The organism is Streptomyces sp. NPDC029466 (assembly GCF_055574515.1).
In genome coordinates this window covers 50,461-63,233 of the sequence record NZ_JBVHZH010000003.1, presented here as the reverse complement: position 1 = coordinate 63,233, position 12,773 = coordinate 50,461, and the positions used below count along the sequence as shown (strand labels likewise).

The 12,773-nt window shown below is 71.2% G+C and carries 12 protein-coding genes; 8 read left to right on the top strand and 4 right to left on the bottom strand.

What is annotated here, in order from left to right; translation table 11 throughout:
* Window positions 1-5 precede the first annotated feature (5 nt).
* Entirely contained in the window at window positions 6-1,244 is a 1,239-nt protein-coding gene (locus ACZ4XD_RS03805; RefSeq protein ID WP_042158230.1) for a MurT ligase domain-containing protein, read from the bottom strand.
* Between the two features lie 183 nt (window positions 1,245-1,427).
* Between ACZ4XD_RS03805 and def the strand changes: the two genes are divergently transcribed.
* Entirely contained in the window at window positions 1,428-1,988 is a 561-nt protein-coding gene (gene def, locus ACZ4XD_RS03800) for a peptide deformylase (protein ID WP_468037890.1), read from the top strand.
* A 36-nt stretch (window positions 1,989-2,024) separates the two neighbouring features.
* Here the strand turns inward: def and ACZ4XD_RS03795 are convergent, their stop codons facing one another.
* Complete coding sequence (locus ACZ4XD_RS03795) at window positions 2,025-2,672, bottom strand: TetR/AcrR family transcriptional regulator (RefSeq protein ID WP_042158232.1); 648 nt, start codon at window positions 2,670-2,672, stop codon at window positions 2,025-2,027.
* Between the two features lie 161 nt (window positions 2,673-2,833).
* Between ACZ4XD_RS03795 and ACZ4XD_RS03790 the strand changes: the two genes are divergently transcribed.
* From ACZ4XD_RS03790 to ACZ4XD_RS03780, 3 genes are all read left to right on the top strand, one after another.
* A complete protein-coding gene (locus tag ACZ4XD_RS03790; protein WP_468037888.1) occupies window positions 2,834-4,063 on the top strand; it encodes an acyl-CoA dehydrogenase family protein in 1,230 nt (409 codons plus the stop codon).
* 249 nt (window positions 4,064-4,312) lie between these two features.
* A complete protein-coding gene (gene gcl / locus ACZ4XD_RS03785; protein ID WP_468037886.1) occupies window positions 4,313-6,094 on the top strand; it encodes a glyoxylate carboligase in 1,782 nt (593 codons plus the stop codon).
* Between the two features lie 163 nt (window positions 6,095-6,257).
* Entirely contained in the window at window positions 6,258-7,154 is an 897-nt protein-coding gene (locus tag ACZ4XD_RS03780) for a 2-hydroxy-3-oxopropionate reductase (protein WP_468037884.1), read from the top strand.
* A 226-nt stretch (window positions 7,155-7,380) separates the two neighbouring features.
* Here the strand turns inward: ACZ4XD_RS03780 and ACZ4XD_RS03775 are convergent, their stop codons facing one another.
* On the bottom strand, window positions 7,381-7,986 hold the full coding sequence (locus ACZ4XD_RS03775) for an HD domain-containing protein (RefSeq protein WP_468037882.1): 606 nt from the start codon (window positions 7,984-7,986) through the stop codon (window positions 7,381-7,383).
* 108 nt (window positions 7,987-8,094) lie between these two features.
* Here ACZ4XD_RS03775 and ACZ4XD_RS03770 point away from each other — a divergent pair, with 108 nt between their 5' ends.
* From ACZ4XD_RS03770 to ACZ4XD_RS03755, 4 genes are all read left to right on the top strand, one after another.
* Window positions 8,095-8,322: a hypothetical protein gene (locus ACZ4XD_RS03770; protein WP_042158238.1), complete on the top strand. Its 228-nt coding sequence runs from the start codon at window positions 8,095-8,097 to the stop codon at window positions 8,320-8,322.
* A gap of 642 nt (window positions 8,323-8,964) precedes the next feature.
* Complete coding sequence (locus ACZ4XD_RS03765) at window positions 8,965-10,485, top strand: AlkA N-terminal domain-containing protein (RefSeq protein ID WP_468038341.1); 1,521 nt, start codon at window positions 8,965-8,967, stop codon at window positions 10,483-10,485.
* The gene (locus ACZ4XD_RS03760; RefSeq protein ID WP_468037880.1) at window positions 10,482-10,994 is read left to right on the top strand and encodes a methylated-DNA--[protein]-cysteine S-methyltransferase; all 513 of its coding nucleotides are present in this window, start codon (window positions 10,482-10,484) and stop codon (window positions 10,992-10,994) included. The genes ACZ4XD_RS03765 and ACZ4XD_RS03760 overlap by 4 nt, the downstream gene beginning before the upstream one ends.
* A gap of 51 nt (window positions 10,995-11,045) precedes the next feature.
* Window positions 11,046-11,828 (top strand): 2OG-Fe(II) oxygenase, encoded by a 783-nt coding sequence (locus ACZ4XD_RS03755; RefSeq protein WP_468037878.1) that lies wholly within the window; start codon window positions 11,046-11,048, stop codon window positions 11,826-11,828.
* 40 nt (window positions 11,829-11,868) lie between these two features.
* On the opposite strand, the gene ACZ4XD_RS03750 is transcribed toward ACZ4XD_RS03755, so the two are convergent.
* Entirely contained in the window at window positions 11,869-12,633 is a 765-nt protein-coding gene (locus ACZ4XD_RS03750) for an SDR family oxidoreductase (RefSeq protein ID WP_468037876.1), read from the bottom strand.
* Window positions 12,634-12,773: the final 140 nt, after the last annotated feature.

Below are 12,773 nucleotides of genomic sequence, written 5' to 3'. Positions count from 1 at the left end.
CATCGTCAGTTGCCCACCCGTCGGCGCAGGTCCTGGAAGGCCGTGTAGTTGGCGATGACTTCGATCCGGCCGGGCGGTGCCAGCTGCACCGCCTCGTCGAGGCTCTCGCAGACCTGGAAGTCGAGACCCGCGACCTCCAGCCGCACCGCCAGGTCCAGCTTGCGGTCGCCGAGCACGAAGATCGGGTGCCCGGCCAGCCGGGTGTAGTCGACGTCCCACAGCCAGGAGGTGTCGGTGCCGTCCGCGCCGCGGGCGTTCACCGACATGATCACCGGGGTCGGCGGCGGGTCGATCAGCGAGAAGGTCTCCAGCCAGCCGGCCGGGTTCTTCGCCAGCAGCAGCCGCAGCTCCCGCTCCATGAAGCTGACCACGTCATAGCGCCCGGCCACGGCCTGCACCGAGAACATCCGCTCCAGGGCCACCTGCGGCGGCACCCCGAAGGCGGCGGCGACCGCGGCGGACGTGGTGGCGTTGGCCTTGTTGGCGCGCCCGGGCAGCTGGAGCTTGATGGGCCAGGCGCTGCCGTGCGGGTCGAGCACATGATCGCCGGACAGTGCCCAGCTGGGCGTCGGACGGCGGAAGCCGCACTCGGCGCAGAACCAGTCCTCGCCCGGCCGCTGCATCACACCACCGCACGAGGGGCAGGACCAGGCGTCGTCCTTCCACTCCTGCCCGGCCGCGACCCACACCACGTTCGAGGACGACGAGGCCGCCCACACGATCAGCGGGTCGTCCGCGTTGGCGATGATCAGCGCCTTGGAACCGGACAGCCCCTCCCGCCAGTGCTCGGCCAGCATCCGGGTCTCCGCGGCGCGGTCGAGCTGGTCGCGGGAGAGGTTCAGCAGCGCTATGGCCTTCGGCGTCACATCGCGGGCGACACCGGCGAGGTACTTCTCGTCCACCTCGATGACGCCGTAGCGGGCGTCCGATCCACCGGCCAGCGCGGACGTGATACCGGCCGGCATGTTGGCGCCGAGCGCGTTGGAGACCACCGGGCCGCTGGCCCGCAGCGCCTCCGCGATCAGCCGCGTCGTGGTCGTCTTGCCGTTGGTCGCCGACACCAGGATGACGTCCAGGTGCCGGGCCAGCCGCGCCAGCAGGTCGGGGTCGAGCTTCAGCGCCACCCGGCCACCGATCACCGATCCGCTGCCGCGGCCCGCCGCGCGCGATACCGCCGCCGCGGCCTTGCCTGCCGTCACGGCCAACTTGGCCCGCGGCGACAGCGGCTCCGTGTTGCCTGCCATCGTCTTTGATCCTCCTTGCATCCGGCGCCCGCCTGCCGTGGGGCTGCCGTGGAACGCTCCTCCGCAGCCGATGACCGGCCGGGGCTTCGGTCGGGGATCAGCCTATCGAGATCCGGCCGCAGCCCCGAACCCCGCCACCCGTGGGGCGACATCCGCTGTGTGCAGGACCGTACGCTTGTCCCCATGCGTCCCCGCACCATTCCCGGCAGTTCCGGCCATGTCCGCCCGCTGCGATTGCTGGGCGATCCGGCCCTGACCGAGCCCTGCCAGGAGGTCACCGTCTTCGACGACGAGCTGGCCCGGCTGGTCGAGGACATGTACGCGACGATGTACGCCGCGCACGGAGTGGGCCTCGCCGCCAACCAGATCGGTGTCCCGCTGCGGGTCTTCGTCTATGACTGCCCCGACGACGAGGACCGCCGTCATCTGGGGCATCTCGTCAACCCCCGGCTCATCGAGGCCGACGGGCCGGTCATCCGCGGACCCGAGGGCTGTCTCTCGCTGCCCGGTATCGAAGCCGGCACCCCGCGCCACGACCGTGCCGTGGTGACCGGGGTGAGCGTCACCGGCGAGCCCGCCACGGTGACCGGCACCGGCTTCTTCGCCCGCTGTCTCCAGCACGAATGTGACCATCTCGACGGCGGTCTCTACGTCGACCACCTGACCGGACTGCGCCGCCGGCGGGCGCTCCGGGCGGCGGCGAAGGCCCCGTGGGCCGCGCCGGCGGAGGCGCCCGGCCGCTGAACGACCGGCGCCGCCCGCCGTTTCACCGACCGGCGCTCAGAAGCCGGGGCCGTCCGTGCGGTCGTCGACCGCGGCCAGCTGTCCCCAGAGCAGATCGGCCAGCTGCTTGACCAACTGCTCGCGCGAGCACGGGCGTTCGCGCAGCCACCAGTCACCGGCGTGCTGCATCATGCCGACGATGCCATGGCCCCAGACGCGGGCCGTCAGCTCGCCGCCCGGACCCAGGTCGAGCCGGTCGGTGATCACCTTGGCCAGTTCCTCGCCGAGCCGGCGCAGCAGGGGGGCGGAGTGCCGTCCGACGTCGAAGCCGGACTCGGAGGCGTTGTCCTCGTCCGACGGGTGCATCAGGAAGCGGTACACCTGCGGCCGGGCCTCGATCGCCGACAGGTAGGCGTCGAGGGTGGCCTCGACCCGGTCCCGGCGCAGGACGGGGGCGTCCAGCGCGGTCGCCAGATTGGCGAGCAGGGCATCGGTGTGCCGGACGGCGAGCGCGCGGTAGAGCCCGCCCTTGTCGCCGAAGTGCCGGTAGAGGATCGGTTTGGTGATACCTGCCTCGGCGGCGATGGCGTTCATCGAGGCGTCCGGGCCGTCGCGCAGCACAATGCGCTCGGCGGCCTCCAGCAGCTCCCGCCGTCGGCGCTCGGTCGCCGTCTGCCGGCGACCGCTGTGCTCGGTGCTTTCCATGGTCGTGCTCCCCACCCTTGTGAATCCGTGGCGCTGGCGCAACGTAACACCCGTTCTCCACGGTGATTTCGTCCCCAGGGGAGTTGACAGCCTTTACTGGCGAGTAACACACTTCGGGTTACCGCTAGTAACACCGCACTGCCGCAGCAGCTGGAGGGGACATGGCCGAGTTCACCATGGAGCTCAATGACGAGCAGAAGGAAGTCCGTGACTGGATTCACGGCTTCGCCGCGGACGTCATGCGCCCCGCCGCCGCCGAGTGGGACGAGCGCGAGGAGACCCCCTGGCCCGTGATCCAGGAGGCCGCCAAGATCGGCCTGTACTCCCTCGACTTCTACGCCCAGCAGTTCTTCGACCCGACGGGCCTCGGCATCCCCATGGCCATGGAGGAGCTGTTCTGGGGCGACGCCGGTATCGGCCTGTCGATCGTGGGTACCGGCCTCGCCGCCGTCGGCGTGCTCGCGAACGGCACGCAGGAGCAGATCGGCACCTGGGTCCCGCAGATGTACGGCGATGCCGCTGACGTCAAGGTCGCCGCCTTCTGTTCGTCGGAACCGGACGCCGGCTCGGACGTGGCCGCGATGCGCACCCGCGCGGTCTACGACGAGGCCAAGGACGAGTGGGTGCTCAACGGCACCAAGACCTGGGCCACCAACGGCGGCATCGCCAACGTCCATGTCGTCGTCGCGGTCGTCGACCCGGAGGCCGGCTCCAAGGGCCATGCGTCCTTCATCGTCCCCCCGAACACCCCCGGCCTCTCCCAGGGGCAGAAGTTCAAGAAGCACGGTATCCGCGCCTCGCACACCGCCGAGGTCGTCCTGGAGAACGTCCGGGTCCCCGGTCACTGCCTGCTCGGCGGCAAGGAGAAGCTCGATGAGCGCCTCGCCCGGGCCCGCGAGAACGCCGGGAAGGACGGGCAGGAGAGGGTGAAGAACGCGGCCATGGCCACCTTCGAGGCGTCCCGGCCCGCCGTCGGCGCGATGGCGGTCGGCACCGCGCGGGCGGCCTACGAGGAGGCGCTGGAGTACGCGAAGACCCGCTCCCAGTTCGGCCGCCCGATCATCGACAACCAGGGCGTGGCCTTCCAGCTCGCCGATATGCGCACCCAGGTCGACGCCGCCCGCCTGCTGGTCTGGCGTGCCTCCTGGATGGCGGTGGCCGGCAAGCCGTTCACTTCCGCCGAGGGCTCCATGTCCAAGCTCTTCGCCAGTGAGGTCGCCAAGAAGGTCACCGCCCAGGCCGTACAGATCCTCGGCGGCAACGGCTTCACCCGCGAATACCCGGTCGAGCGGATGCATCGCGACGCCGCCATCTACACGATCTTCGAAGGCACCAGCGAGATCCAGCGCCTGGTGATCGCCCGGACGCTTTCGGGAATGCCGATCCGCTAGGTCAACTCGCGGGGAAGTGCGCCGACTTCCCGCCGATCAAGGCCCCACCCGGTCACCGGGTGGGGCCTTCGGTGTTTCCGGCCCCGCCATGACGTCACGCCGGGGCCCCGCCTCCCCTCCCCTTGACGACGGGAACGCCGCGCTCTACTTTCCTTCCATAAAGCAAAACATTAGTTCCACGATACGGAATCAATCCTCTTCGCCGCTTCGCTGGAGCTTGCCCGTGACAGGTCGACGCAGGAGTACTCGATGCCTCGAATGACAGCCGCCCGCGCCGCGGTGGAGATCCTCAAGCGGGAGGGCGTGGCCCACGCCTTCGGAGTGCCGGGTGCCGCGATCAACCCCTTCTACGCGGCGCTCAAGGGCGCGGGCGGGATCGATCACACGCTGGCGCGCCATGTCGAGGGCGCCTCGCACATGGCCGAGGGCTACACCCGGACCCACCCGGGCAACATCGGCGTCTGCATCGGGACCTCGGGACCGGCCGGCACGGACATGATCACCGGGCTCTACTCCGCGATCGGTGACTCGATCCCGATCCTGTGCATCACCGGCCAGGCACCCACCGCGGTGATCCTCAAGGAGGACTTCCAGGCCGTCGACATCGCCTCGATCGCCAAGCCGGTCACCAAGGCCGCCACCACCGTGATGGAGGCCGCCCAGGTCCCCGGCGTCTTCCAGCAGGCCTTCCACCTGATGCGCTCCGGCCGCCCCGGCCCGGTCCTCATCGACCTGCCGGTCGATGTCCAGCTGACCGAGATCGACTTCGACCCCGAGACGTACGAGCCGCTGCCCGCTTTCAAGCCGGCCGCGACCCGCGCCCAGATCGAGAAGGCCGTCACGCTCCTCAACGCGTCCGAGCGCCCGCTGATCGTCGCCGGTGGCGGCATCATCAACGCCGACGCGTCCGAGCTGCTGGTGGAGTTCGCCGAGCTGACCGGTATCCCGGTCGTGCCCACCCTGATGGGCTGGGGCATCCTCGCCGACGACCACGAGCTGAACGCCGGCATGGTCGGCCTGCAGACCTCGCACCGCTACGGCAACGCGAACTTCCTGGAGTCCGACTTCGTCCTCGGCATCGGCAACCGCTGGGCCAACCGCCACACCGGCAAGCTGGACGTCTACACCCAGGGCCGCACCTTCGTCCATGTCGACATCGAGCCGACCCAGATCGGCAAGATCTTCGCCCCGGACTACGGCATCGCCTCGGACGCCAAGGCCGCGCTGGAGCTGTTCGTCGAGGTGGCCAGGGAGCTCAAGGCCGCGGGCAAGCTGCCCGACCGCAGCGCCTGGGCCGCGTCCACCCAGGAGCGCAAGGCACAGCTCCAGCGCCGTACGCACTTCGACGACGTCCCGATGAAGCCGCAGCGCGTCTACGAGGAGATGAACAAGGCCTTCGGCCCGGAGACCCGATACGTCACCACCATCGGCCTCTCCCAGATCGCCGGCGCGCAGATGCTGCACGTCTACAAGCCGCGCCACTGGATCAACTGCGGCCAGGCCGGCCCGCTCGGCTGGACCATCCCGGCCGCGCTGGGAGTCGCCACCGCCGACCCGGAGACACCGGTCGTCGCGCTCTCCGGCGACTACGACTTCCAGTTCATGCTCGAAGAGCTGGCCGTCGGCGCCCAGCACAAGATCCCGTACATCCATGTCCTGGTGAACAACGCCTACTTGGGCCTGATCCGGCAGGCGCAGCGCAACCTCGACATCAACTTCCAGGTCAACCTGGAGTTCGAGAACATCAACGCGCCGGAGCTGGGCGTCTACGGGGTGGACCATGTGAAGGTCGCCGAGGGCCTGGGCTGCAAGGCGATCCGGGTCACCGACCCGAGTGGGCTGGGCGCCGCCTTCGAGGAAGCCAAGAAGCTGGCCGCCGAGCACCGCGTCCCGGTCGTCGTCGAGGCCATCCTCGAACGGATCACCAATATCTCGATGAGCGGCTCCGACATCGCCAGTGTCAACGAGTGGGAGGACCTCGCGACCGAGCCCGGTCACGCACCCACCGCGATCAAGCCGCTCAAGGTCTGACGCCGGACCGGCACCGGACCTGATCCGGCACCGGACCTGATCCGGACGGTGCGCCGGGCGCGGTGCGCGCCCCCGCGCCCGGCGTCACCAACCCACCCGTAAAGCCCCGGACGGCACCCCTCCGCCGCCGTCCTCCCCTTCCGTGATGTGAGAGAGGCACCGCATGAGCAATCTTCCCAAGGTCGCGTGGATCGGTCTGGGCATCATGGGCTCGCCCATGGCCGAGAACCTGATCAAGGCCGGCTACCCGGTGACCGGCTACACCCTGGAGGCCGACAAGCTGGAGCGGCTGGCCAGGAACGGCGGGAGCGTGGCCGGCTCGATCGCCGAAGCGGTCGCCGACGCCGACGTCATCATCACCATGGTCCCCGCCTCCCCCCAGGTCGAGGCCATCGCCTACGGACCCGACGGCATCCTGGCCCACGCCCGCCGCGGCGCCCTGCTGATCGACATGTCCTCGATCACCCCGCAGACCTCCATCGACCTCGCCCACGCCGCCGCCGACAAGGGCATCCGGGTCCTGGACGCCCCCGTCTCCGGCGGCGAAGCCGGCGCCATCGAAGCGGTCCTGTCCATCATGATCGGCGGCGACCAGGCCGACTTCGACGCCGCCCGCCCCCTCCTGGAAGCCCTCGGCAAGACCATCGTGCGCTGCGGCCCGCATGGCTCCGGCCAGACCGTCAAGGCCGCCAACCAGCTCATCGTCGCCGTCAACATCCAGGCCTGCGCCGAAGCCGTCGTCTTCCTGGAGAAGTCCGGCGTCGACCTCACCGCCGCCCTCGACGTCCTCGGCGGCGGACTGGCCGGCTCCACCGTCCTGGCCCGCAAGAAGGACAACTTCACCACCCGCGACTTCCGCCCCGGCTTCCGCATCGACCTCCACCACAAGGACATGGGCATCGTCACCGACGCCGCCCGCGCCGTCGGCGCCGCCCTCCCCGTCGGCAGCGTCGTCGCCCAACTCGTCGCCTCCCTGCGCGCCCAGGGCGACGGCGGCCTCGACCACTCCGCCCTCCTGCGCGGCGTCGAACGCCTCTCCGGACACCCCACCGAAGGCTGAGCAGGCCCGGGCACGCGTCTCCCGGTGGGTGGGGGCGTACCGTGCGCGGGCGGGGTGACGGTCATCACTCCGCCGGCCTGGAACGCACAGCTGTTGTTCACCGTTCAATTGGGTGTGGGTGCTGCGGCACCCCTCCCGAACCGCCCCGGCCAGTCACCCCCCGTCTGGCCGGGGCTCCTCTTGCCGAGGGCGACGGCCATGGCCGCAGGCCAGGGGCCCGGGCCCGCTACGCCCCGTCCGCGTCCAGTGGATTGGCGGCGATCCGCGCGGCGATGCCCTGGCGGACCGAGGCGGCGGCGGAACTGTCTGGCTTGCGCTCGGCCTGGTCCCGGAAGCACGCCAGGAATTCTTCGCCGAGGCCGAGCCGTGGATAGCGCGCCAGCACCTCGGTACGGAGGTCCGCCGGCAGCGCGTCGGGCCGCTGCCCGGAGATGTCCAACGAGGTGGAGTACACCAGCAGATGGGCCTCCGGATCCATGGCCGCGTCCACCTCGTCCCACATGTGCCGGACGACCACCTCGGACGCCCGCACCCGCCGCTCCTCCGGCCACCCGGCGCCCGCCGCGAACACCCACGCCACATGGCCTCCGGCCTCGTCGAAGGGCACCGTGTGGCTGTCGAACTCCTTCACCAGCCCGAGGTCGTGGAACATGGCCGACACATAAAGGAGCTCCGGATCGAAGGCGATGTCCTGGGCCGAGGCGTAGGCGGCCGCCCAGAGATACGCCCGCACGGAGTGGTTCAGCAGCGCGGGCGAGCAGTAGGCGCTCGCCACCTCCAGCGCGGCACGGCAGGCGCGGGTATCGGGAATCACAAGATCATCCATGGTCATGGCCATGATTTTGGCCCATCGCCCATCCACCCTTGCCCGTCGCGCAGTATTGACGCTCACGGCGGCTGCCGAAATGCGCGAGCGCGGACCCCGGCGCACGCTGGATGCATGACCGAGCATCCGCCTGTCATCGTGCACCCGCCGACGCCGTCCGGTGGCCGACGGGTGACCGTGCGTGGGCAGATCGTCGGCCTGGCCCATGGCCGCGGCGATGTTGCCGAGTTCCTCCGTCGCGCGGGCGTCACCGGCCCGGCCGGGAGCATCGCGCTCGACGATCCCCGCCTCGTCGAATGGCGCGGCGGCTCGCTGGACGACTGGCCGATGCCACCGGCCTGACAGCCGGGCCGCTCGGCCGTTCGCCGTGGCCGTACCCGTCTCTCGGTGCCGCGGGCCCGAGGGATACGCTGACCTCCGCGATCGGCAGGCCGTCGGTCGGTGAGCCGGCGGCAGGGAGCGGAGCAGGTCAGTGAGCGACGACAGCGGGTACAGCGACAGCAGCGACGACGGCGTGTTCTCGACGCGCAGGGGCGGGTCGGGCGGCTCTTCGGACCTGAGTGTCCTGCGGAGGGCGATGCGCTGGGAGACTCTCGTGATCCTCCTGATTCTCGTGATCCTTACGGTAGTGGCTTCGTAGGACGGGTTCGACGCCGGGAAATCCCTGAACTCGCCTCTGTCTCTTGGTAGTTCAGGTGCTCACCTGCTGACCGGGCGCGCTCCCGGAATCCTCCCCGCCCTGGACCCGTGGGTCTGAACTCCCGTACTGCTGAAGGCTGTTGCCCGCCGGACTGGCTGCTGCGGTGAGCCGCGGTCCGGCGGTGTGTCGCCGTCCTGTGGGGTGGTACGGCCTCAAGGGTGGCGGGCGCCCGCAGTATCCCCGCGCGTGCACGCGCGGCCCCGCTTGCCCGCCCCCGGCCTCCCGAACGCTCCGTCCGATTTCCGCCAGCACCGCCGTCTGACCTGCTGCACAGTGGAACCGTGATGAACGAGGACAGCAGATACGAGGCGGTGCGCAGCAGGGACGCCCGATTCGACGGCGCCTTCTTCTTCGCGGTGTCCACGACCGGGATCTACTGCCGGCCGAGCTGTCCCGCCACCACGCCCCGGCGCCGTAATGTCGCTTTCTTCCCGACCGCCGCGGCCGCCCAGGGCTCCGGATTCCGCGCCTGCCGGCGCTGCCGCCCCGATGCGGTGCCCGGCTCGGCGGAGTGGAATGCCCGCGCCGATGTCGTCGGGCGGGCGATGCGGCTGATCAGCGAGGGTGTGGTCGACCGGGAAGGCGTCGCCGGGCTGGCCGCCCGGCTCGGCTACAGCGCCCGGCAGGTCCAGCGGCAGCTGAACGCCGAGCTGGGCGCCGGGCCGGTGGCCCTGGCGCGGGCACAGCGCGCCCACACCGCCCGGGTCCTGCTGCAGACCACCGGACTCCAGGCGGCCGAGATCGCCTTCGCGGCGGGCTTCGCCAGCGTGCGGCAGTTCAACGACACCATCAAGGAGATCTACGCGCTCACGCCGAGCGAGCTGCGTGCCGCCCGCCCCGGTAAGGGGACCCGCTTCGGCCCGGTGGCGCCGCCCACCACGCCCGGGGTGCTGCCGCTGCGGCTGGCCTTCCGCGGGCCGTATGCGGCGCGGCAGCTCTTCGACCACCTCCAGCGGCGTGCGATCACCGGCATCGAGGAGGTCAGCGGCGAGCCAGGGGCCCGTACCTACCGGCGGACCCTGCGGCTGCCGCACGGCGCCGGGATCGCCGAGGTCGACGAGGCGGCCGGCGACGGCTGGCTGGACTGCCGGCTGCACCTGTCCGAGCTGCGGGATCTCACCACCGCGAGCCAGCGGGTGCGCCGCCTCTTCGATCTGGACGCCGATCCGTACGCGGTCGCCGAACGGCTGCGCGCGGATTCCGTACTGGCGCGGCTGGTGGACCGGCACCCCGGGCTGCGCTCGCCGGGCGCGCCCGCCCCGGACGAGCTCGCCGTCCGTGCCGTCCTCGGCCAGCAGGTCTCGGTCGCGGCCGGCCGCACACTGGGCGGCGCACTGGTCGCCGCGTACGGAGAGCCGCTGCCCGAACCGGCCGGTGCGCTCACCCACCTCTTCCCCCGCGTCGACGACCTGGCGCAGGCCGCGCTCACCGAACTCGGGATGCCCGCATCCCGGCGCGCGACCCTGCGCACCCTGAGCACCGCGCTCGCCGACGGCACGGTCGTCCTGGATGCCGGAGCCGACCGGGACGCGGCCGAACGCGCGCTTCTCGGGCTGCGCGGCATCGGCCCGTGGACCGCCGGATACATCCGGATGCGTGCCCTCGGGGACCCCGATGTCCTGCTGGCCGGCGATGTGGCCGTACTGGCCGGGATGCGCCGGGCCGGCGCCCCCACGGCCGGTCTGCGGGAGCGGGCGAACGCCTGGCGCCCCTGGCGCTCGTACGCGATGCACCACTTCTGGAACGCGCCGGTCACGGAGCCGGCGAGCCCCCGCCCCACCACCACGGAAAGCACCGGACCATGACGCTCTACACCACCCTCGACAGCCCGCTGGGCGAACTCCTGCTGGTGGGCGAGGAATCGGCCATCGCCCCGGGCGGCACCGCGCTCGCTTCGCTGTCCGTGCCCGGGCAGAAGGGCGGGGCGACCGTCCAGGACGGCTGGACGTACGCCCCCGCCGCCTTCGCCGGCATCACCGACCAGCTCCGCGCCTACTTCGACGGGGAGCGGACCCGCTTCACCCTTGCCTACGCCCCCACCCGGGGCACCGGCTTCCAGCAGCGCGTGTGGCAGGCCCTGGAGGCCATCCCGTACGGCACCACCACCACGTACGGGAAGATCGCCGCCGATATCGGTGCGGCGCGCGGTGCGGTACGCGCCATCGGAACGGCGATCGGCGCGAACCCGCTGCTCATCGTCCGGCCCTGCCACCGGGTGATCGCCGCGAACGGTTCCCTGTCGGGCTACGCGGGCGGGCCCGCACGCAAGCAGCAACTCCTCGGCATCGAGGGCGCCTGGCCGGAACTCCGCTGAGCTGCCCCCACCGCCGAGCGCCGCACCGACCCACGCCCACTGGAGCGCTCCATGACCACCACGACCACGGCGACCACCGAGCGCCACGCCCACCCCCGCACACTCGCCCGGCGCGTCACGGCCGCCGACTGGACGGCGCTGGCTGAGGAACTGAACACCGTGGGCTGCGCGGTGACGCCACGTCTGCTCACCCCGGCCGACTGCCGCGCCCTCAGCGCGCTGTACGACGGACCCGCCGCGGTCGACGGCACGGACCCCGGCAGCCGGGCCCGCTTCCGCTCGACCATCGACATGGCGCGGCACCGCTTCGGCTCGGGCCAGTACCGCTACTTCGCCGACCCGCTGCCCGCACCGGTCCAGGCCCTGCGCGAGGCGTTCTACCCGCACCTGCTGGAGATCGCCCGCGACTGGGCGGACAAGCTCGGCAGACCGGCCCCCTGGCCGGACACCCTGGAGGAGTGGCTGACCATGTGCCACGAAGCAGGGCAGACCAAGTCCTCGCAGATTCTGCTGCGTTACGGCGCGGGGGACTGGAACGCGCTGCACCGCGACCTCTTCGGGGAGATGGTCTTCCCCCTCCAGGTCGTCATCGGCCTGGACGAGCAGGGCACCGACTACACCGGCGGCGAATTCCTCCTCGTCGAGCAGCGGCCGCGCGCCCAGTCCCGCGGTACCAGCACCGTCCTGCCACAGGGGCACGGACTGATCTTCACCACCCGCGACCGCCCCGTACGCTCCGCCCGTGGCTGGTCGGCCGGCCCCGTACGCCACGGCGTGAGCACCGTCCGCTCCGGTCGGCGGCACTCCCTGGGCCTGGTCTTCCACGACGCCTGAAGCGGCTGTCGCTGCACACGGGCCCAGGGGACAGGCGGCCTCAGAGCATGGAGCCGCCGGTGACATCGATGCGCTGGCCGGTGATCCAGCGGGACTCGTCGGACGCGAGGAAGGCGGCGACGTCGGCGATGTCCTGGGGCTTGCCGATCCGGTTGAACACCGAGAGGGAGGCCAGCGCGGCGTGCGCCTCCGGAGTCGCCCGCATCGCCGCGTTCATATCGGTCTCGGTGAAGCCGGGGGCGAGGGTGTTCACCGTGATGCCCCGCGCTCCGAGATCCTTCGCCAAGGTGAGGGTGAAGGTGTCCACCGCTCCCTTGGAGACGCTGTAGGCGATGGTCGAGGGGAACGCCGTACTCGTCACCGCCGACGAGACGTTGATGATGCGTCCGCCGTCCCGCATCCGGCGCAGACCGTGCTGGGCGATGAAGAACACGGCCTTGGTGTTGACCGCGAGGGTGCGGTCGAAGTCCTCGGGTGTCACCTCGTCGATGTGCCCCGGGATGCTGATCGCCGCGTTGTTGACAAGGATGTCGAGACCGGGCTCGGCGCCGTACGCCGACAGCCCCTCGTCGAACGCCGCGTAGAGCGCCTCGGCATCACCGGGAACACCCAGTTCCGCACCGATTATGAAGGCCCGGCCGCCCGCGTCGAGGATGCTCTCGGCCGTTTCCTTGGCCGCGGTGTCATTACTGCGGTAGTGGACGGCGACCAGCGCCCCGTCGGCGGCGAGTCGCTGCGCGATGCTCCGGCCGATGCCCCGGCTGGATCCCGTCACCAGCGCGGTCTTTCCCTTGAGTTCACCCATGGTGGTCTGGCCTTTCACGTGCCTGCGGCGGGCATACCGCCCCCGAGGACTGTCGAGTGGTGTGGTGGTGACACGGCCGCACCGGGCCGGGCTGTCCGCCCGAGCGGGTGGCCGCTCGGGACGGGGTGCGGCGGCTCCGC

Bases quoted from the DNA above. Each gene is read 5' to 3' on its own strand.
- ACZ4XD_RS03805 (WP_042158230.1), bottom strand. From the start codon at position 1,244: ATGGCAGGCAACACGGAGCCGCTGTCGCCGCGGGCCAAGTTGGCCGTG.
- def (WP_468037890.1), top strand. From the start codon at position 1,428: ATGCGTCCCCGCACCATTCCCGGCAGTTCCGGCCATGTCCGCCCGCTG.
- ACZ4XD_RS03795 (WP_042158232.1), bottom strand. From the start codon at position 2,672: ATGGAAAGCACCGAGCACAGCGGTCGCCGGCAGACGGCGACCGAGCGC.
- ACZ4XD_RS03790 (WP_468037888.1), top strand. From the start codon at position 2,834: ATGGCCGAGTTCACCATGGAGCTCAATGACGAGCAGAAGGAAGTCCGT.
- gcl (WP_468037886.1), top strand. From the start codon at position 4,313: ATGCCTCGAATGACAGCCGCCCGCGCCGCGGTGGAGATCCTCAAGCGG.
- ACZ4XD_RS03780 (WP_468037884.1), top strand. From the start codon at position 6,258: ATGAGCAATCTTCCCAAGGTCGCGTGGATCGGTCTGGGCATCATGGGC.
- ACZ4XD_RS03775 (WP_468037882.1), bottom strand. From the start codon at position 7,986: ATGACCATGGATGATCTTGTGATTCCCGATACCCGCGCCTGCCGTGCC.
- ACZ4XD_RS03770 (WP_042158238.1), top strand. From the start codon at position 8,095: ATGACCGAGCATCCGCCTGTCATCGTGCACCCGCCGACGCCGTCCGGT.
- ACZ4XD_RS03765 (WP_468038341.1), top strand. From the start codon at position 8,965: ATGAACGAGGACAGCAGATACGAGGCGGTGCGCAGCAGGGACGCCCGA.
- ACZ4XD_RS03760 (WP_468037880.1), top strand. From the start codon at position 10,482: ATGACGCTCTACACCACCCTCGACAGCCCGCTGGGCGAACTCCTGCTG.
- ACZ4XD_RS03755 (WP_468037878.1), top strand. From the start codon at position 11,046: ATGACCACCACGACCACGGCGACCACCGAGCGCCACGCCCACCCCCGC.
- ACZ4XD_RS03750 (WP_468037876.1), bottom strand. From the start codon at position 12,633: ATGGGTGAACTCAAGGGAAAGACCGCGCTGGTGACGGGATCCAGCCGG.